The 20,326-nt window shown below is 54.9% G+C and carries 17 protein-coding genes, 1 tRNA gene and 1 other RNA gene; 14 read left to right on the top strand and 5 right to left on the bottom strand.

Going from position 1 to position 20,326, the window contains the following annotated elements; genetic code table 11:
* The first annotated feature begins 114 nt into the window (after positions 1–114).
* Positions 115–237, top strand: coding sequence for a hypothetical protein (locus AC6F7T_RS02240; RefSeq protein WP_500716339.1), 123 nt, complete (start codon positions 115–117; stop codon positions 235–237).
* Positions 238–246: 9 nt separating this feature from the next.
* On the opposite strand, the gene AC6F7T_RS02235 is transcribed toward AC6F7T_RS02240, so the two are convergent.
* Together AC6F7T_RS02235 and AC6F7T_RS02230 are read right to left on the bottom strand one after the other, a co-directional pair.
* Positions 247–1,041 (bottom strand): SPFH domain-containing protein, encoded by a 795-nt coding sequence (locus AC6F7T_RS02235; RefSeq protein ID WP_500716338.1) that lies wholly within the window; start codon positions 1,039–1,041, stop codon positions 247–249.
* 2 nt (positions 1,042–1,043) lie between these two features.
* Positions 1,044–2,432 carry an NfeD family protein gene (locus tag AC6F7T_RS02230; RefSeq protein WP_500716337.1) on the bottom strand — a complete coding sequence of 463 codons (1,389 nt, stop codon included), beginning with the start codon at positions 2,430–2,432 and terminating at the stop codon, positions 1,044–1,046.
* 177 nt (positions 2,433–2,609) lie between these two features.
* Between AC6F7T_RS02230 and AC6F7T_RS02225 the strand changes: the two genes are divergently transcribed.
* The 12 genes from AC6F7T_RS02225 to AC6F7T_RS02170 all read left to right on the top strand — a co-directional run bounded on the left by AC6F7T_RS02225 (position 2,610) and on the right by AC6F7T_RS02170 (position 15,747).
* Complete coding sequence (locus AC6F7T_RS02225; protein ID WP_500716336.1) at positions 2,610–3,056, top strand: GatB/YqeY domain-containing protein; 447 nt, start codon at positions 2,610–2,612, stop codon at positions 3,054–3,056.
* Between the two features lie 55 nt (positions 3,057–3,111).
* Positions 3,112–3,609: a CvpA family protein gene (locus tag AC6F7T_RS02220; RefSeq protein ID WP_500716335.1), complete on the top strand. Its 498-nt coding sequence runs from the start codon at positions 3,112–3,114 to the stop codon at positions 3,607–3,609.
* A complete protein-coding gene (locus AC6F7T_RS02215; RefSeq protein WP_500716334.1) occupies positions 3,606–5,972 on the top strand; it encodes an endonuclease MutS2 in 2,367 nt (788 codons plus the stop codon). Before AC6F7T_RS02220 ends, AC6F7T_RS02215 begins: the two co-directional genes overlap by 4 nt.
* Positions 5,969–7,831, top strand: coding sequence for a DNA primase (dnaG, locus tag AC6F7T_RS02210; protein ID WP_500716333.1), 1,863 nt, complete (start codon positions 5,969–5,971; stop codon positions 7,829–7,831). The genes AC6F7T_RS02215 and dnaG overlap by 4 nt, the downstream gene beginning before the upstream one ends.
* Positions 7,832–7,945: 114 nt before the next feature.
* The gene (rpoD, locus tag AC6F7T_RS02205; protein WP_500716332.1) at positions 7,946–9,694 is read left to right on the top strand and encodes an RNA polymerase sigma factor RpoD; all 1,749 of its coding nucleotides are present in this window, start codon (positions 7,946–7,948) and stop codon (positions 9,692–9,694) included.
* 123 nt (positions 9,695–9,817) lie between these two features.
* Positions 9,818–9,894 (top strand) — tRNA-Ile (locus AC6F7T_RS02200).
* A gap of 241 nt (positions 9,895–10,135) precedes the next feature.
* Positions 10,136–11,269 carry a Nif3-like dinuclear metal center hexameric protein gene (locus AC6F7T_RS02195; RefSeq protein WP_500716331.1) on the top strand — a complete coding sequence of 378 codons (1,134 nt, stop codon included), beginning with the start codon at positions 10,136–10,138 and terminating at the stop codon, positions 11,267–11,269.
* 29 nt (positions 11,270–11,298) lie between these two features.
* Entirely contained in the window at positions 11,299–12,009 is a 711-nt protein-coding gene (locus AC6F7T_RS02190) for a C4-type zinc ribbon domain-containing protein (protein ID WP_500716330.1), read from the top strand.
* Between the two features lie 10 nt (positions 12,010–12,019).
* Positions 12,020–12,408: RNase P RNA component class A (rnpB, locus tag AC6F7T_RS02185), an RNA gene on the top strand.
* Positions 12,409–12,735: 327 nt separating this feature from the next.
* Entirely contained in the window at positions 12,736–13,761 is a 1,026-nt protein-coding gene (locus AC6F7T_RS02180) for a TIGR00730 family Rossman fold protein (RefSeq protein ID WP_500716329.1), read from the top strand.
* 12 nt (positions 13,762–13,773) lie between these two features.
* Positions 13,774–14,895, top strand: a complete 1,122-nt coding sequence (locus AC6F7T_RS02175; protein WP_500716328.1) for an ATP-grasp domain-containing protein — start codon at positions 13,774–13,776, stop codon at positions 14,893–14,895.
* 24 nt (positions 14,896–14,919) lie between these two features.
* Positions 14,920–15,747, top strand: a complete 828-nt coding sequence (locus AC6F7T_RS02170; RefSeq protein WP_500716327.1) for a class II glutamine amidotransferase — start codon at positions 14,920–14,922, stop codon at positions 15,745–15,747.
* A 170-nt stretch (positions 15,748–15,917) separates the two neighbouring features.
* Here AC6F7T_RS02170 and AC6F7T_RS02165 read toward each other — a convergent pair whose 3' ends face one another.
* The 3 genes from AC6F7T_RS02165 to AC6F7T_RS02155 are packed head-to-tail and all read right to left on the bottom strand — an operon-like array spanning position 15,918 to position 17,734.
* Complete coding sequence (locus tag AC6F7T_RS02165) at positions 15,918–16,268, bottom strand: translation initiation factor Sui1 (protein ID WP_500716326.1); 351 nt, start codon at positions 16,266–16,268, stop codon at positions 15,918–15,920.
* A gap of 16 nt (positions 16,269–16,284) precedes the next feature.
* The gene (locus tag AC6F7T_RS02160) at positions 16,285–16,485 is read right to left on the bottom strand and encodes a hypothetical protein (RefSeq protein WP_500716325.1); all 201 of its coding nucleotides are present in this window, start codon (positions 16,483–16,485) and stop codon (positions 16,285–16,287) included.
* Between the two features lie 25 nt (positions 16,486–16,510).
* A complete protein-coding gene (locus AC6F7T_RS02155) occupies positions 16,511–17,734 on the bottom strand; it encodes an oxygen-binding di-iron domain-containing protein (protein WP_500716324.1) in 1,224 nt (407 codons plus the stop codon).
* Between the two features lie 648 nt (positions 17,735–18,382).
* On the opposite strand from AC6F7T_RS02155, the gene AC6F7T_RS02150 reads away from it, so the two are divergent.
* Complete coding sequence (locus AC6F7T_RS02150) at positions 18,383–20,281, top strand: methyl-accepting chemotaxis protein (protein ID WP_500716323.1); 1,899 nt, start codon at positions 18,383–18,385, stop codon at positions 20,279–20,281.
* The last annotated feature ends 45 nt before the right edge of the window (positions 20,282–20,326 follow it).

Below are 20,326 nucleotides of genomic sequence, written 5' to 3'. Positions count from 1 at the left end.
AGACCAAAGTGGTGACGGTCAGTGATCCAACAGGGTACGCTGCAAAAAAAACAGGATAATATATTTGTAAATCAAAAAAGAAGGTATCTGTTCAGCACCGGGCCTTTGAATCCTATGTCAAGGGCCGCGATTGTTTTCCGCCGGGTCATCCATGACCGCTTTTTGTCGCCGTCCATAACGACAAAAATCCTTGCCGCAGGATCCAACGACCCTGCGCCAAGGACGGAAGCTGAATAATTACGTTTTTTAGTTCTGATCTTGCGATTTCTCCGGTGTTTTGAGTTGGGCCATGTCAAGAAATGGCTTGATCAGGTCAATCGGCATCGGGAAGAGGATTGTCGAGTTCTTCTCGGCGGCGATCTCGGTCATGGTCTGTAAAAAGCGCAGCTGTAAAGCGCCGGGCTGCTTGTTGATCTGTTCAGCGGCGTTGGCCAGGGTTTTTGAGGCCTCAAACTCACCGGTGGCATGGATGACCTTGGAGCGGCGTTCGCGTTCCGCTTCGGCCTGACGGGCCATGGCGCGCTGCATCGAGGCCGGCAGATCAACGTGCTTGATTTCAACATTGGAGATCTTGACCCCCCAGGGGTCAGTCTGGCGGTCGAGAATCTCCTGCAGGTCGTGGTTGATCTTATCCCTTTCCGCCAGCAGTTCGTCCAATTCCACCTGACCGAGGACACTGCGTAACGAGGTTTGCGCCAGCTGACTGGTGGCGTACAGGTAGTTGTCGACTTCGATCAGCGCCTTGTCCGGCTGGACGACGCGGAAATAGAGCACCGCATTGACTTTGACCGAGACGTTGTCGCGGGTGATGATATCCTGCTCGGGAACATCCATGGCGACAGTACGCATGTTGATCTTGGTCATCTGATCGACGACCGGGATGATAAATTTCAGCCCCGGCCCCTTGACGGAGGAAAAACGGCCGAGGCGAAAAACCACGCCCCGTTCGTATTCGAGCAGAATCCGCACCGAGGCGCTGATAACGACCGCACCAATAGCAACCAGAACGATCCAGAAGAAACCTGCACCAAAATCAAACATGATTAACTCTCCTTGGTTTCGTGGTCAATCGGTCGGGTGCCGGATGCAACCGCCGCAACCTTGATTTTCAGTCCGTCCAGAACCTCAACGACTTCAACCTGCTCCCCGGCCGCAATCGGCTCGGCGGCACAGGCCGACCAGTATTCGCCGTACACGAAGGCGCGGCCACGGTCGGCATCTATGGCCTCAACCGCCTCCCCATGCTTGCCGATCAGCCCTTCCTGACCAAAATGGCTGCGGCGTTTCTGGGTTTTAACCACCATGGTGGTGGCAAAGGTGGTAAAAGCCGCGCAGGAAAAGACGGTCGCAGCGATCACCGCGCGGGAAATCTGCAGATAGGGTTCGCTGCTGTCGATGAGCATCAGCGAGCCCAGGCTCATGGCGATAACGCCGCCAATGGCGAGCATGCCATAGGAGGGGACATTGGCTTCCAGAACAAAAAGAATGAAGGCGACGATGATCAGCAGTACCCCGACAAAGTTGACCGGCAGAGCCGAAAAGGCGAACAGGGCCAGCAGGATGGCGATGGCGCCGACCGCTCCGGGGAAAATCGCGCCCGGTTGTGAGATTTCGAAAAAGATCCCAAGGATGCCGAGCATCATCAGCAGATAGGCGAAGCTCGGGTTGCTCAGGGCATTGAGGATCTTCTGGCGCCAGTTCATTTCGACGGTGATCAGTTGGGCACCGTCACTGCTGAAGATCATGACCTCGCCATCGCGGAGGAATTTGTAGCCGTCAAGCTGCTGCAACAGATCATCGCGATTTTCAGCAATCAGATCAATGACCGCCAGATCCAGCGCTTCCTGAGCAGAAATGGAGACGCCGTCGCGCACCGCTTCCTCTGCCCATTCCTGGTTGCGGCCACGTTTTTGCGCCAGGCTGCGTGCATAGGCGGCAGCATCGTTGGCGACTTTCTTCATCATCGTTTCGTCGGCTTCACCGCCACCGCCGATACTGACCGGCGTTGCTGCGCCGATATTGGTGCCGGGAGCCATGGCGGCAAAATCGGCTGCCAGGGTGATCAGCGCGCCGGCCGAAGCTGCTCTGGCACCCTGTGGCGCGACATAAACAATGATCGGAATGCGTGAATTAAGTTGCGCCTGGATAATGTCGCGCATGGCGGTGTCGAGACCGCCGGGGGTGTCGAGCTCAATCAGCACCGCACGGTTGTTGTCACGATTAGCGGTGGTGATGGCGTCGGCAATAAAGGATGCAATGACCGGATTGATGGGCGCCGCGATCTCGATCAGGAGGATATTGGTGTTTGTCGGCGTGGTCGCAAACAGCGGCAGCGACGGGGTCAGGGCGAGCAACGCAAAGCCCGCTAGAACGGCAAAAACGCTGATGGTGCGCAGGAAGGTTCTTTTTGTCTGCTGTCGCCTGGTTGTCACTGTGTTAACGCCTCTTGTCGTTGCTATGTTGATTTTGTGGTGAATTAACCACTTCTTTGCTTGTGTTTCCGCAGCGAATCACTATAATGATTAGTTTGTAAATACGGGTGCCAGATCCTTCTGCGCGCCCTCTTTGCATTCAAATCCTACCGAAACTTCTGCGATCAGGGTGTGTCAATGAGTCTTAAAGAACAACTCAATCAGGATATGAAGGCGGCGATGAAGGGCAAACAGACCGATCGCCTCAGTACGATTCGCCAGCTCCGTAGTGCCATCAAAAACAAGGAAATCGAGCTCAGACAAGAAATTGATGATACCGCTATTCTGGCTGTCATTGGTACCCTTGTCAAGCAACGTCGGGAATCTGCCGCGCTTTATCGCAGCAATGATCGTCCGGAACTGGCTGACAAGGAAGAAGCTGAATTGGCGGTGCTGCAACAGTATCTGCCGGCACAGTTAGGTGAGGATGAGCTGCGCACTCTGGTGGCGCAGGTGATCACCGAAACCGCGGCAGACTCCCTTAAAGACATCGGCAAGGTGATGCCGGTGGTCATGGCTCAAACCAGAGGCTGCGCTGACGGGCGACTGGTTAATCAGATTGTCAAGGAGTTGCTGGGCGGTTGAACATCAGCGGGTACTGGTTCCCTGCCGTTGTTTTGTCTTTTGATGGAGTGTTTTTTTGGGCCTCATTGATATCCTGATTCTGGTTGTTCTGGTTGTTTTTCTGATCAAGGGATTACTGCGCGGACTGCTTAAAGAGATCTGTTCGCTGCTTGGTCTGGTGCTGGGAGGCGTTTTTGCCTTTACCTTCCATCTGCCTTTCGCCCAGTTTCTCCAGGACAGCGCCGGTCTGCCGGCGCAGGTTTCCGTGGGGGCGGCTTTTTTGGCAGTTTTTCTCATTGTCGTGATTGTTTTTGCCGTTCTCGGTTTTGTCCTGCACCGGTTTGTTAAAATTATTCTGCTCGGTGGCGTTAATCGTCTTGCCGGCGGGCTGTTCGGCGTGATCCAGGCGGTGGTCATTGTCGCCATGCTGGTGCTGGCCCTGGGCTCGCAACCGGCGCCGGCCGTGGCCCGGCAGATGGTTGAGGCGTCTCATCTGGCGCCACCTTTTGCTACCCTGGGTCAAACCCTGCTTGCAGAGGGGCGGGGGCTGATGGGCCGCTTGCCGGGCCGATGAGGATTGACTCGACCGTGCTGGAGCGCCTTGGTTTTCCGGAGCTGCGTGGCTGGCTTGCCGGCCAGACCCAGTCGCAACCGGGGCGGCTGCTGGCACAGCAGCTAACGTTGCTGGAAGATCAGGCGGCGGTTGAACTGGCGCTGACCGAGGTTGATGAGGCGCTGGCGCTGATTCAGGCTGACAAGTCTCCTGCCCTTGGCGGCTGCTGTGATTTGACCTCTGTGCTGGCGGATTGTCAGGCTCCTGGTAGCCTGGTGCCGGCGGCGGAGTTGCGGCCGGTGCTGCAGTCGCTGCAGGCGATAGAGTCGTGCCGCAGCTGGTTTAAGGGACGCCGGGAAGCACACCGTCTGACGCTGGTCGCCGCAGGGTTGGTGCCGCTGCCGGAGTTGCAGCGGCGCTTGCAGAACGCCATCGGTGAACGCGGCGAGTTGCTCGACAGTGCTTCGCCACAGCTTGCTGAACTGCGTTATGAGGGGCGCCGGACCCGTGACCGGGTCAAACAGCAGCTTGAGCGACTGTTGAGCGATGAGCGTCTGGCTGCCTGTTTTCAGGATCGTCTGGTGACCGTGCGTAACGGCCGCTACGTTGTTCCGATCAAGAGCGACTATCGCGGCCGGCTAAAAGGTTTTGTTCAGGATGAGTCAGCCAGCGGTCAGACCCTTTATGTCGAACCGGCGCAGGTTCTTGATGGCAACAATCGCCTGCAGCAACTGCTGCGCGAGGAGCAGCGCGAAGAACGGCGCATATTGCTCCAGCTTGCTGATCTGCTGCGCCGTGATCGCGCTCTGTTGCTCAGCAATCAGCAAGTGGTAGCCCAGATAGACGTACGTTTTGCCGCGGCGCGTCTGTCCCGCTCTTACCAGGGGTGCCGTCCACAACTGGTGGCCTCGGCGCTGATCGAACTGCGCCAGGTGCGTCATCCGTTACTGATGATCCGCGCCGGGCAGTTCGACCTTAACGCAGCGGTGCCGATTGATCTGTTGATTCCGGAAGATGCCCAGGTTCTGGTGGTCAGCGGACCCAATACCGGCGGCAAGTCAGTTGCCTTAAAGACGCTGGGGCTGATGCTGTTGATGTTGCGGGCCGGGCTGCACCTGCCCTGTCGTCGTGACAGCCGTATCCACCTGTTTCAGCGCCTGTTTGTCGATATTGGCGATGAACAGAGTATTGCCGACAGTTTATCGACCTTTTCCGGTCATCTGTTGCGGATCCGCACGATCCTTGAAGAGGCCGATGCCGATACTCTGGTGCTGCTTGATGAAGCGGGGAGTGGCACCGACCCGGCTGAAGGGGCGGCACTGATCCAGGCGGTCATCGAATCCCTGTGTCGTAAAGGAGCAACGATTCTGCTGACTACCCATTTGGGGCAGCTCAAGCAGTTTGCCCATGTCAGCGCCGGGATGACCAACGCGTCGGTGGAGTTTGATGCTGATACGCTGGAGCCGACCTATGGTCTGCACTATGGTGTCCCCGGTGTCAGCAGCGCCCTGGCAACGGCACGCCGCCTCGGTCTGCCGCTGCAATTGATTGAGCGGGCCCAGGGGTTTCTGGGCAATCAGCATGATCAGAACCAGATTCTGATTGAGTTGGCACGTCAGCGCCAGGAATTAAACCGCGAACTGGCCACGGCGCGACAGTTGACCGTGGAAGCAGCGGCATCACAGCAGTTGCGTAAGCGCCAACTGCAGGAACTCAAAGACAGTAAAAGCACGGTGCTGGCACGCGCCAGTCGCCAGGCTGAAGAATTGATCGGCGCCACGGAAGAGCGCTTGAAGCAGCTGCGCCGGCGCCGAGCGGAAACGGCCTCGCCGCTTCAGGCGGCCGCTGAACGGCAAGAATTGACCGCTGTGCGCCAGCACCTGGCCGCCTTTACGCCGCGAGCGCGGCAAAACACTGCGCTCCCTCAGGGTCTGGAGGTAGGCGAGCTGGTTCGCATCGTTCCCCTCGGCGCAGAAGCACAGGTCAAGCGGATCACGGGTCAGCAGGTCGATCTGCAGGTCGGTGGGAAAAGAATGCGCCAGCCGTTGACGGCGCTGGAGCAGTTCTCCCCGCGGCGCTTTGCGGCGCGGCGCGCGGTCTCCAGTGCGCTGGTGCGTGCGGCCACAACAGAACAGCTGACACCCCGGTTAACATTGATCGGTGAGCGGGTTGAAGACGCCCTGGGGTTACTGGACCGCTATCTGAATGATGCCCTGCTGGCCCATCTGCAGCAGGTGGAGATTGTCCATGGTGCCGGTAGCGGTGTTCTGCGCCGGGCGCTGCGTGACTATCTGACGACGATGCCGGCGGTGACGGCATTTTATGCGGCGCCGCAGGAACAGGGTGGTGACAATGTGACGGTGGTTGAGTTGGGAGGACGATGAGCGGTCAGATTGGCGACGATAAAATTGAGCAGGTTCGTGATCGCACCGATATCGTCGAGCTGGTCTCGCAGTATGTTGATCTTAAAACGTCCGGTCGCAACCGCCTCGGTCTATGTCCGTTTCACGCTGAGAAATCACCCTCCTTCAGCGTGAATGCCGAGCGTCAGTTTTATCACTGTTTTGGCTGTGGTGCCGGCGGTGATGTGTTCAGTTTCCTCATGCACAGTGAGGGCTTGAGTTTCCCTGATGCGGTACGGCGGCTGGCGGGGCAGGCCGGCATCGATCTTGAAGAGCGCCCCTTGACGCCGCCGGAACGGGCGCAAGTCGAAGAGCGCGAGCGATTGTATCGGATCAACGCTCTGGCGGCCGATTATTTTCATGCCAACCTGATGGAGCATCCGCAGGCGGTGATTGCGCGCGACTACATGAAAAAGCGCGGTTACGGTCAAAAGGCCGCAGGAGAATATCGCATCGGCTATGCTCTCGCTGGCTGGGGCGGGTTGAAGGGCCATCTCGAGCGCCATCAGGTAGCAACAGCAGATGCACGCCTGCTGGGGCTGTTGCGCGAAGGCACCTCAGGCCGCAGCGATTACGACATGTTCCGCTCCCGCTTGATGTTCCCGATCCTCGATCTGGCCGGGCGCGTTGTGGCCTTTGGTGGCCGTGTGCTTGATGACGGCAAGCCGAAATACATCAATTCGCCGGAGTCACCGATTTACCACAAGGGTGGGGTGCTGTTTGGGCTTTATCAGGCACGTCAGGCCATGCGTGTCAGTGGTGACGTGCTGGTGGTTGAGGGATATTTTGATCAGCTGGCACTACATCGTGCCGGTTTTGCCCAGTCGGTAGCCACTTGCGGTACCGCCCTGACCACAGATCATGTGCAACAATTGAAGCGTTATGCTCAGCGCGTGGTGCTGGTCTTTGATCAGGACAGCGCCGGCAAGCAGGCAACCTTCAAGGCGATGACGACCTTACAGCAGGAAGGGGTGGCCGCTGCCGCCATTTCCCTGCCGTCAGGGGATGATCCCGATTCGTTTTTGCAGCGGCAAGGGGCTGAGGCGTTTCAGGCGTGTCTTGAGGCCGCCCGTCCGGTGATGGAACTCTATATGGAGGAGACCCTCAAGGGGGCCGGCTACGGAGTGGAGCTGAAAGTTCGGGCGGTAGAGCAAATACTCGAAAAAATCGCCGCCTTAAAGAGCGAGCTGGAGCAGGATCTGTATCTTAAGGAGCTGGCGCAGCGCAGCGGTATTGAGGTTGCGCGGCTGCAGAAAAAGCTCACCACGATGGCACGTCAGCAGGAGCGTGGCCGGGCAAGGATTCAGGGTTCAGCGCCATCGGTGCCGCCACCGCATCCGCCGGGCGAACCCGCTGCGCAACCGGCTTCCGGCAGGGCGCAACGGCCATCTGCAGATACGCGCAGCGCCGTCAGTCGCACCGAGCGGACCCTGTTGCGGTTATTGCTGCAGAGTTCTGAGGTGCGTACCGAATTTGCAGAGCGCGGCGGCGTCAGCCTGATCCACCATCCTGATGTCGCTGCGGTGATGGGTGAAATCCTCAAGCAAGGGACAGCGACGGGGTGTGACAGCGAATCCCTGTTGCCGGGTCTAACAGCGCTTCAGCGCGACATTCTGGTCCAGGCGCGCGGTTGCGATCCGGAGGAATTTGCTGAAAACCTGCAACAGATGGCAACAGATTGTTTGCGCGCCCTGGAGAAACAGTCATTAAAACGACGATCAGACCAGCTTTGGCAGGAGTTAATCCCGGCCGCCGAAGAGCGTGGCGATCTGGAGTCTGCTGACCGCCACCGGACGGAGCTCTCGCGCTTGCAGGCACAGATCAAGGGGCGGCCAGGTTGATGAAAATAATAAAAAAAACAGGGCAGTGTTTCAATTTTGATAAAAACGGTTAAACTCAACAGTAGCGGTCAATATTTTTCTGCGCATGTAGCGACGTATGGAGATTTAGTTCTGATGGCGAAAAAAACCAATCCCGAAGAAGTACAGCAGCTCATAGATATGGGTAAGGAAAAGGGTTTTCTTACCTATGATGAAGTCAACGATATGCTTCCGGCCAGCATGGTATCGTCGGAACAGTTGGAAGATGTGATGAGCATGTTTGGTGAGATGGATATTGAGATTGTCGACAATGACAGCAAGATTTCCAGTTCCAAAGACGTGGATCTCGATGAGGACGAAGACGAGGGTGATGTTGAGCTTGAAGCCGGAACCCTCGGCAAAACCAGTGACCCGGTACGCATGTACCTGCGTGAAATGGGGCAGGTAGCGCTGCTGACGCGGGAAGGGGAAGTTGAGATTGCCAAGCGGATTGAAGAAGGTGATGCGCTGGTAGCCAAGGTCATTATGCGGACTCCGGTCGCTGCCCGAGATATGATGATGCTGCTGGGAAAACTGGAAAAAGGACAGGTCGGAGTGTCCGAGATTACCCGCGAGTACGATGAGGAAGAAGGCGGCGAAGCCGAAGGACGGCAGCGTCAGCGCTTGCTGGAATTGCATGAGAAGTTGCTGCCGTTGGAACGGCAGATCAATGAGATTGATCAGGCGTTGCAGCAGGAAACCGCCGTTCGTAAGGTCAAAAAGCTCAAGAAGGACGAAGCTGAGGCGCGCGAAAAAATGACCGAGTTGCTGCGTGAAGTTCGTCTTAAGGATTTTCAGGTTGCCAAGATTGTTGACCGCCTTAAAGAGATGGGCACCCAGGTAAAAAAAGGACAGGCGGAAATCAGCGCTTGTGAGCAGATGATGACGCGCCCGCGCGCCGAAATAACCAGTTACCTGACCCGCATGCGCCAGAGTGACGAGGATGCCCATGCGGTGGCAGAGGAGCTGCAGGTCGCCGGCGATGTGTTGCTGGCGGTGGAAAAACGCCTCGCCGCTGCCGAGCGCAAATTCAAACGGGTGCGCGCCGAATCGGGCTTTGAACCGGAAGAGTTGCAGGAATATCTCAAAGAAGTTTACAAGGGGGAATGGATTGCCAAAAAAGCCAAGACGGAGCTGATTGAGGCCAATCTGCGGCTGGTAGTGTCCATTGCCAAGAAATATACCAACCGTGGGCTGCAGTTCCTTGACCTGATTCAGGAAGGCAATATCGGCCTGATGAAGGCGGTTGACAAGTTTGAGTACCGCCGCGGTTACAAGTTTTCAACCTACGCCACCTGGTGGATTCGTCAGGCGATCACCCGTGCCATTGCCGATCAGGCACGCACCATTCGTATTCCGGTGCACATGATTGAGACCATTAACAAGCTGATTCGTACCACCCGGCAGCTGGTTCAGGAGTGTGGGCGCGAGCCGACGCCGGAAGAAATTGCCGAGCGTATGGATTTGCCCCTCGACAAGGTCCGCCGGGTGTTGAAGATCGCCAAGGAGCCGATCAGTCTTGAAACCCCGATTGGCGAAGAGGAAGATTCCTCCCTTGGTGACTTTATCGAGGATAAAGGGGTTATTTCCCCCCTTGAGGCGGTGATCAGGGGAAATCTGAGCGATCAGACTTCGCGGGTGCTGGCATCCCTGACGCCGCGCGAAGAAAAAGTCCTGCGCATGCGCTTTGGTATAGGAGAAAAGTCAGATCATACCCTGGAGGAGGTCGGCCAGGATTTTAACGTGACGCGTGAGCGGATTCGCCAGATTGAAGCCAAGGCGCTGCGTAAATTGCGCCATCCGAGTCGCTCCAAGCGTTTGCGGGGTTTTTCCGCCGTCGATTAAGAGATGTCGCGGGTGCAAACACCAACACCCTTTGGTGTTTGCACCCGGGGAAGAAGTTTTTAAAAAAGCTTGACAGCTGATTGAATGTTTTTTATTGTTTCCTCTTGCGCAAGCTTAAAAAGCGGGCCTATAGCTCAGTTGGTTAGAGCCGCCGGCTCATAACCGGCTGGTCCCAGGTTCGAGTCCTGGTGGGCCCACCACTTTTTTTGATCGTCGTTCTGCAGCTTAGCCGTTTGTTTTTTTAAATAAAAAAGGCCATACATATTCATGCGCGAACAGCAGCTATACGACCCAACCTCCCGATTCGGCAATGGTGAGGTCGCTTGATGAGATCAGCCCAGTACAACATGTCGGAACGAGAAACCAGAATTCCAAACGAGAGTGCACCGGTGAACCGGTGCACTCTTTCTTTTTGCCCGGCAAGGGGTTCGGGAAGTGACAATGGCTGAGAAAAATACCGCCCGCGTAGCCGATATTGTCGGCCTGGTTCATCGGATTGCGCCGCCACATCTGGCCGAGGTCTGGGACAATGTCGGTCTGCAGGTTGGTGACTCCAGGGCGTCCGTGCGACGTATTCTGGTGTGTCTTGATGTTGAACGGAGCGCTATCGATGAAGCCGCTCGTCTCGGCGCTGACGTGATTGTCTGCCACCATCCGCTGATTTTCCACCCCCTCAAACGCCTGACCCCCAGTGACCCGACCGGAGATATTATTTACCGGGCGATTCAACAGAACATTGCCATTGTCGCTGCTCATACCAATCTTGACCGTGCCGTTGATGGCCTCAATGACTGGCTGGCAGCGCAGCTTGGTCTGAATACTGTTGCCCCCCTGGAACGCCCACGCAGCGATGGTTATTACAAGCTTGTTGTCTACGTTCCCAGCGGCCATGAACATGCCGTGATGGAGGCCATGTTCGCTGCCGGGGCCGGACATATCGGCGCTTATGACCGCTGTTCGTTCCGCACCAGCGGTACCGGCACCTTTCGCGGCGGTAGCGACACCGATCCCTTCATCGGCACACCCGGAGTCCATGAAGAGGCCGCAGAGTTGCGTCTTGAATCGATTATTCCGATCCACCTGCATGAACGCATCATTACCCGCATGATCAAGGCTCACCCTTACGAAGAGGTTGCCTATGATCTGATTCCGCTGGCCAATCCGGTCATTGGGCCCGGTCTCGGGCGCATCGGTGTTCTTGCTGAAAAGCTGACCCTTGATGCCTTTGCCCGCCAGGTCAAAACAGCCCTTGATGTCACAGCGGTACGCCTGGTTGGTAACGCCGACCAGCTGATCGGCAAGGTTGCCGTTTGCGGTGGCGGCGGTATGGTTACCTATGCGGAGGCCTTGCGCCTGGGTGCCGACTGCCTGGTCAGCGGTGACATCAAATTTCATGATGCCCAGCGGGCGCGCAGCGATGGCATGGCGTTAATCGATGCCGGTCATTTTGGTACGGAAAAAATTATGCCGGCAAAAATGGCAGAGCGCCTGACTTCCCTGATGGCGGAAGAGCGCTATGGCCTTGAGATAATCGTTATGACCAAAGAACAGGATCCGTTTGTCACCATCACCTGATGCGCAATACACAATAATGGAGGTACCGCGTGCAAGAAAAGATGAACCTGCTCAGGGATTTGCAGGAAATCGATCAGGAAATCAGCACTATTGAAGCGACCCGCAACAGCTATGAAGCAGAACTGAGTACCTTTGCAGCGCAGGCTGCAGAGGTGCAATCGATGCTCGATCAACTGAATGTCGAGATTGATCAGCTGCGCCGCGATGAGGCGCAGATTGAGCAGGAACTGCACAAGCAACGCGACAATGTCACCCGGGTTGAGGCGCGTTTACCCGGCATTCAGACCCAGAAGGAGTATGTGGCTGTCCTCAAAGAGATTGACGTGGCCAAAAAGGGGAACAAGGAGCTTGAGGAAAAACTGCAGGAAAAACGTAAGGAGATTGCCATCCTCGTCGAGGACCAGCAGGAAAAGCAGGCCGGCCTGGATGCGATCAGCGGAAATGCCAAAGCGCGTGGCAGTGAGCTTGATCAGTTGTTGAGGGACTCGGGCAGCCAGCTCGATGAACATACCCGTAACCGGGAAAAAGTGGCAGGAGAAGTTCCCAAAAGTTTGCTGCGCAAATATCAGGGACTGTTCAAGCGCCGTAATGGTATGGCCCTGGCTGTTGCCAGAAACGGTGCATGCCTGGGTTGTAATATGCAGTTACCGCCCCAGTTGTTCAATCGGCTACTGCAGGGAGCCGACCTGCAGAGCTGCCCCCACTGTAATCGCATTCTTTATGTTGAGACAGAGGTGTGATTTTTCGGCTGGAGAAGGACAGATGATCGCCGCCCGCCCTGGTTCGCCGGGGCGGGGGGAGGAAAGTCCGGGCTCCACAGGACGGGATGGTTCCTAACGGGAACCGGGGGTGACCCCAGGGAAAGTGCCACAGAGAGGAGACCGCCCGCAGTTTTTTTTCGGCGGGTAAGGGTGAAAGGGTGAGGTAAGAGCTCACCAGTTCCGGCGGCGACGGCGGAAGCTAGGTAAACCCCATCCGGAGCAAGGCCTAATAGGGGAACGTTTGAGGGTGGTCCGCCCGAAGTTCCCGGGTTGGCCGCTTGAGGTTGTCGGCAACGGCAATCCTAGATGAATGATCATCACCCTGTTTTGCGGGTAACTGCGCAGGGAACAGAACCCGGCTTACGGCCTTCTCCAGCCACCATCACTGCAGCGGTAGTATGAATTAAGATCATGCTGCCGCTTTTTCTTTTAAGGTTGCCGATGCAGCATCACCGCCACCAGCTGTGGGAGCAGATTGTCGCCGAGGTTCAGGATTATTATCTGTGATATAATCGAAAACGCCTTGGCGCCCCAGCAGTTGAACAAATTTTAACGGGTCGAAGGGGCGTTGCGTCAACTGTCTCTGGCGGTAGCCCAGCGCTATTCAGGAGCGGCCATGACCGGCCTGCTGTTGCAGTATCAACGCCGGCAGGGACGATCCGTGTTTCAATTAAAAGCCGGCGCAGATGCCGAGGGAAATAGACCATGTTCTTGAGTTTTGATCGTAATAACGGGGACATTGATGAATATATCGATCTGATGATGAGTAAGGCCGAGGTGCATCACCCCCGCTTGATCCGTGAGATGATCCTGACCGCCCTCAAGTCCGGTCAGGAAAACAACTATATGGCGGACCAGAAACTGATGCGCACCACCATGAAGGAGATGCGCTATACCAACAAGATCTTTGCCCCCTATCGCCACCGTAAAAAGGTGACGGTATTCGGTAGCGCCAGAACAACTCCGGACGAACCTATCTATCAGACCTGTGTTCAGTTCTGCCGCCAGCTGGTTGAGCACAACTATATGGTTATCACTGGTGGCGGACCCGGCATCATGCTGGCAGGAAATGAAGGTGCCGGTGCAGAGAACTCCTTCGCCGTCAATATTCATCTGCCCTTTGAGCAGGAAACCAATCCGGTGATGAGTGAAGATGATAAAGTCATCACCTACCGCTACTTTTTCAATCGTAAAGTGGCCTTTTTAAAAGAGGCCCACGCCGTCGCCCTGTTTCCCGGTGGTTTTGGTACCCTGGATGAGTCAATGGAAATTATGACCTTGATGCAGACCGGGAAGAATCCCCCCATACCCCTGGTACTGATTGATGATGAGGGTGGCTATTGGGATGACTGGTTCAAGTTTTTGCGCGACAGTCTGTTCAAACGTGGCCTGATTTCCGGTCAGGATTTTGGTTTGTTTACCATTACCCGTGATTATCGTGAGGCAATTCAGGTCATTGACGAGTTTTATCGTAACTACCATTCCATGCGTTATGTCGGTAAAAAACTGGTTGTCCGCTTGAATAAGCAACTCAGCCAGGAGCAGTGTGATACTCTGATCAGTGAGTTTAGCGAAATTCTTGCACCGGATGGAGCGATGATCCTCACCGAGGCCCTGCCCGAAGAACACGACCAGCCCGATCTGCACAAGTTGCCGCGCTTGATCATTGACTTTAATCAGCGCAGTTTCGGCCTGCTCAGTGCGTTGATCCGTCGCATAAACGTTTTCTAAAAGTACATCGACATGACTATTGAACACACCGGCATTCCCATCAGTCCCACGCGCGTTGACATCGGTCGCCATGATCTTAAGCGCATGCACAATTTGGCTCGCACCCTGTTTCGCTTGAGCCGACGTGATTCCTATCGCCAGAAAATTTACCCTGAAGTGCCTGAGATTGCCCGTTTTGACCCCGGCCATGCCGCCCTGATGATGGGGTACGACTTTCATCTGGGACCGGACGGGCCGCGACTGATCGAGGTTAACACCAATGCCGGCGGTGCTTTTGTCGCCTGGAAAAGCCAGATGCGCGATTTGCAGGGGGGTGACGGCATCCCCCTGTCAGAGCGCTTTCAGCAGCGGTTGCTGTTCAGTTTCAAGCGTGAATGGCAGGATTTTTCCAGATCGCCGCGAGCCCTTACGTGTCTGGTCATTGTCGATGAAGACCCCCCGAACCAACCCCTGTATCCGGAAATGGTCAGCTGTCGTGACTGGCTGGTCAGTCACGGCGTCGACGCGCGTATTGCCGATCCTGGCGAACTGCAGACCGGGGCCGATGGTGTTTATCATCAGGGGCACAAGGTTGACCTGATCTACAACCGTCACTGTGATTTTTATCTCGAAGAAGAAGCGTTGGCCACTTTGCGCAGCGCCTACCTGGCCGGCAGCGTCTGTCTGTCACCCAACCCCTTTGCCTATGGCCTGCTGGCGGACAAGCGGCGGATGATCCTCTGGTCGGATGAAGTAGTGCTCCGCCAACTTGGCCTGTCAGCGGCAAAGACGCGGCTGCTGGTCGAGATGGTCCCTTTAAGTCGTCTGATGTGTGATATGGATGCGGCTCAATTGTGGGATGAACGTAAGGAGTTGATTTTCAAACCGGTGAACAAGTTTGGCGGTCGTGGCGTGCTGATGGGTAAAAGCATTACCCGCAAGCGCTTTGCTGAACTGGAACCCGATTCAACCCTGGTGCAGCAAATCGTACCGCCATCCCAGGTGACGAGTCAGGAAGGCGAATCGTTCAAAGTCGACCTGCGCCTCTTTGTTTACCGCGATCATCTGCTTGGAGTCGGCGCCCGCTTGTACCAGGGCCAGCTCACCAATCTGCGCACACCGGGCGGTGGATTTGCTCCGGTGCGGATTGTGTGACAGGAAGTTGTTGCGGAGAAAATCATGTGCCAATTGCTTGGAATGAACTGCAATGTGCCGACGGACATCTGTTTTTCGTTTGCCGGTTTCAGAAAAAGAGGCGGACTGACAGATATCCACAAAGACGGCTGGGGGATTGGTTTTTTTGAGGGGAAGGGCACCCGCCTTTTTCTTGATCCTGAGCCGTCGGCGCAATCGGTACTGGCCGATCTGGTGCGCAGTTACCCTATTCGTTCACTGAATGTTATTGCGCATATCAGAAAAGCGACGGCTGGTGATGTTTCTCTGGAAAATACTCACCCTTTTATGCGGGAACTCTGGGGGAAAAACTGGCTGTTCGCCCATAACGGCCATCTGCCTGATTTTTGGCCTGAACTTGAAGGCATCATGACGCCGGTGGGAAACACCGACAGCGAATGGGTTTTCTGCTGGTTGCTGGAACGTCTGCGCGATCGTTTCGGCATCGCCCCACCATCGCGGCAGGATCTGTTTGATGCCCTGGAGACGTTGATTCTTACCTTTGCCGGGAAGGGGATCAGCAATTTTCTGCTGTCCAACGGCGATGTCCTTATTGCCCACTGTTCAACCCACCTGAGCTATATCGTGCGGCAGGCACCCTTTGGTGAAGCCCATTTATCCGACGAGGACATGTCCGTTGACTTCCGGCAACTGACGACGCCTGACGACCGGGTCGCCGTGATCACGTCAATGCCGTTAACCGACAACGAAGCCTGGGTCGATATGCGTCCCGGCACCCTGTGGATGTTCCATGATGGCGAGGTCTGCGCCCAGCGTGACACGCTTCCGAGTCCGTTCAAATCGATGGCAGAGATGAACGCCTATCAAGGGTGATGGCGTCGCAAAAACTCGCCAACTGCGGTGTTGCTGCCATCGTTTCGCTGCTTCGACGTACGTAAGTACGCCTCATTGCTCAACAATGGCGCGCCTTGCATTTGGCGCTTTTTGCTTAGCCATTGAACCTGATGCTTTTTGCGAAAGCATCAAGGGTGGGCACAGGGTAATTATCCCCCTGCTTTTTTTACTTTCCAGCCCCGTTGCTGCAACAGCTCGAGCAGCAGGTCGCGCTGATCGCCCTGGATTTCTATCAAGCCATCCTTGACGGTACCACCGGTGCCGCAGCGTTGTTTCAACTCTTTGGCCAGTTCCTTGAGTTGTTGAGATTCCAGATCCAGGCCGCTGATCAGGATGACGCCCTTGCCCTTACGCCCTTTGGTTTCACGCTGGATGCGGACGACACCATCACCTTTGATATTTATGGCTGTTTTGCGGCAACGACAATTTTTAAGCGGCTGGGCACAAGTGAGACAAAGCCTGCCGAGCTGATCGGAATAAACCGGTCTGCTGTTGTTCATGGCAATGAAAACCTCATCATGACAGATGGCGCTTGAACTGACAGTGGGCACAGATCAGCACCAGCTGATAGAGTCCGTTATCCGGATCGCGGGTGGTTGCTGTGGTCATATGGTGGCGGCAGCAAAGGGTGTAGCATTCGCTGCAGGTGACGCCGTCGTTAGCGGTCGAGGTGCGTTCACAGATATGGCACAGCCAGGGGGATTGTTCTTCCGACATGTTAGGTTCTTTGCACTAAAAGTAACTATTCTCCACAGAATTCCTTGACCTTGTCGGCCAGCAGACGGCTCTGCTTGAGTGCCAGATCCAGCTCGACATCGGTCGGTGCGCCTTTCCATTCAATCGGCTCGATGAATTCCCACTTGAGTTTTTCAGTCAGATGATCCAGTTCGCGCTGGGCACCGCCGGACCAACCGGCCGAGCCGAAACGCAATACCTTTTTGTTCCAGATTTTTTTGCGCCGGAACATATCCAGCACCCAGGCCATGGGCGGGAACATCTCATATTCGTAGGTCGGCATGCCGAGGATGATGCCGGAGGAGCGCCAGGCCGATGCCAGGATCAGACCGACATGATCGTCCGGCACGCGATGGACATGCACCGGCAGTCCGGCACTGCGCACCCCCTGAACGATGTTATTGACCAGTTTTTCGGTGTTGCCGTACATGCTCGACCAGATGACTGTCACTTCAGCTTCGGCAGGACCATTCAGGTAGCCGGCAAAACGTGTATAGGAATCAATGATCGCCTGCGGATTTTCGCGCCAGATAATGCCGTGGGATGGGGCAATCACCTTGATGTCAAGGGCATTCAAGCGCTGGATTCCCTTGCTGACAAAGGTTGAAAAGCTGGAGACGATATTGGCGTAGTAGCGTAACGCTTCGTTGATGAAGAAGTCGTGTTGTGAGGTAGAAAGCTGGTCATCGAAATAGACATTATTCAGCGTGCCGTAGGAGCCGAAGGCGTCGCAGGCAAAGAGGGTACCGCTGCTGCTTTCATAGGTCATCATGGTTTCCGGCCAGTGGATATTGGGGGTTTCGTAGAAGGTCAGCACCTTCCCCCGGCCGAGATCAAGGGTGTCGCCATCCTTGATCACTTCGACATTGTCCTCGATACCACAAAAATCCTTGAGCAGTTGTTTGGCCTTGCCGGTCAAAAAGATTTTCATGTTGGGGTTGCGGGCGTGAAAAACCGGTAACCAGCTGGTATGGTCAGGTTCCATGTGATTGAGAATCAGATAGTCGATATCCCTGGCGTTGATGCCGATGGAGGCCATTTCCGCATCAAAATCAGCCGGCTTGTCACCGACATCTTCAAGCAGATCGATCAGGGCGGTTTTTTCTCCCTGGACAATATATGAATTAATGGAGATGCCGTTGGGCATCGGCCACATCCCTTCAAACAGCTTGTAGCTTTCGAGGTTGACCGGCAGACAGTAAATTCCTTCGGTAATTTTGACAGCTTTCATTTCTCACCTTTGCGGCTATGGATTGGTTAGGTTGATTAAAAAAAAAGAGCGCGGAACCTCATCACCCACCGTGCGCTCCGCTCACCTATGGACACAGAGAAGCCAGCGAGCGCCTGAATTTTTCAGTGGCTCAATGGCGCTGTTTTATCAGCTCGAATCAGTCCCTTGAGTGCAGGAAAAACGGCGGTTTGTTCTGTTTATATTTACCCAAAATGGTCACCCATTGCAAGTTTTTCAGGGTGGTATTCGGCGTCTTTCGGGGCACAGGGGCGTTCGGTTCTATGGGAAATCGATGGTTTTTTCTAATAAACCAGGGTATCTGTTGAGCACCGGGTCGGGGGTCCGCTGGCAACGATGGAACCGAATAGCACCGCATGCCGAGCGCCGCCGGCTTGTCATCGAGAAAACTTTAAGCTGATCAGAAGTTATAAACCAGGAAGGTGGTTGTTGAAGTGATAATTTTTTTGCTTCAGATGTCATTTTATGGTTTATTAAATTTTTATTATCTAGTATAAGAATAATAGCTTCTTATTTTTCTAAACTAATGAGAGTTTTTTGCGCGGCAACTGTGCGCCAAGGTTTATCTGACTACCTCCTGTTTATGGGGGAGGGGGTCCTGGAAAAACAGCTTATTGCGGGAGTAAAGACATGGCGACAATGAAACAGGGCTTGAGGATTCGCACCAAGCTGATGATGATGGTTCTGTTACTGGTATTTATCTCTATCTTTATCGGTGGTGTTGCCTTTTACGGTGTTCAGCAGACCCTTGTGCAGTTCAGCAATCAGATTACCGATGAGATCTCTTTGATCCATTCCGCTGACACCACGACGGCCAAAGCCAGACGCTATGAAAAGGAATTTTTTCTGTTTTCCAGTATTCCTAAAAGCGCAGAGGTGGAAACCCGGCAGGTCTCATATCTCAAGCAGATGTACGCCACCTACGATGAGTTGACATCGATCTTCAAAAAATTGGGCAACAGCGGTCTGGATATGGTCGTTGATCAAGAAAGTCTGGCCGGTCGGGCAACGGCATATGAGCTTATCGCGGCACTAAAGAATGACCTTGCCATCGTGCGAGTGACTGCCGAGCCGCTGGCAGCGCAGTTGCTGGCAGGAAAACCTTTCTATGATGCTGCTGAGGAATATACCCCTTACCGGGATGCAGTACGCAACCTTGAAAGCAGAATCAAAGATACGATCAGCTTGCTGGAAGGGATGCTTACCGAACAGAAGGCTGCCTCCGCAGCCTATCAACAAACCTTATTCCATACGCTCCTGTTTCTTGGTGGCGGCATGATTTTGGTTGGTATTTTCTTTGGATTGTTCATGTCCAATGGAATCACCAGGCCGTTGCGACATCTGATGCAGGGGATTACCGCTATCGGTAAGGGTGAGATCGTTGAGGTTGAAATTACCACCAACGATGAATTGGCTGAAATTGCCCAGGTCTTCAATGAAACGACTAACCGGATCAGAGGCTATATCAAAACCGATGAACAGCGACTGGCGACCGAAGCCAACGTCATCAACTTTCTGGAAGTCGTCAGTGAAGCGGCCGATGGCGATTTTACCTTGCGCGCACCGGTTACCGAAGACGCTTTCGGCTCGATTGCCGACGCCTACAATGTCATGGTTGAGAGCCTGGCGGAATTATTGACAGAGACAACCGGCAAGGCTTCTGAAGTGGGTGATGAGTCGCGCCATCTGCTGGACATTTTCAACAAGATGAAAGAGGGGAGTAGCAATCAGTTGCATTATGTAGCAGAAGCTATTGAATCCGCTGACGAAACAATCAGCTCGGCAAACCAGATTGCTGAAAAAACCGATCTGGCTCGGCAATCAGCCAACCAGGTCGAGTCGGCGACCAGTCTTGGTAACGAGCGGGTCAATCTGAATATCGAAGGGATGCAGCTGATCCGGGTGACGGTCCAGGTCATCAATAAAAAGATGAAATCTCTTGCTGAGCGACTGCAGGAAATCGGCACGATTTCGCAGTTGATCTCTGATGTCGCGACCCGCACCACCATCCTTGCCATGAATGCATCGATTGAGGCTTCACGTGCCGGCGAGCAGGGGCGCGGGTTTCTGGTGATTTCCGATGAAATAAAGCGCCTGGCTGACGAAGCGTCCGGCGCAACACGTCAGATTGGCGGTATCATCAAGGCCATCCAGTCCGAGGCCAACGATGTGACGGCAGCGCTGGAAGATGAAACCAGCACCGTTGAGGATCAGGCTCGGCTGATGATGGAAACGGGTGAGGCCCTTGCTGCTATTAAAAAAGCTACAGACCAGTCAAAGCAGATCGTTACCCAGATTACCAGTCTCTCTCAAGAGCAGTTGGCGGTTTCCGAGAAGATGGTTAACTCCATTCGCAAGATGGCAGATATCACCGACGGCAATACCGGTCTGATCAATGAATCTGCCTTGATCACTGAAGGGCTCAGTGGTGTCTCGAAAGGATTGCTGACATCCTTAACCCGCTTCCGCCTGGGAACCCAAGCCGACAATGATACTCCCGTGCTGCAACTGAAAGCTTCGAACGACTGATCAGTTGCAGCAGGACAGCAGACCAGGAAGGCCGCAACACCCAGA

Source organism: Pelovirga sp., assembly GCF_059864205.1.
The sequence above is the reverse complement of the archived record's forward strand: the minus strand, read 5'-3'. Positions and strand labels throughout refer to the sequence as shown.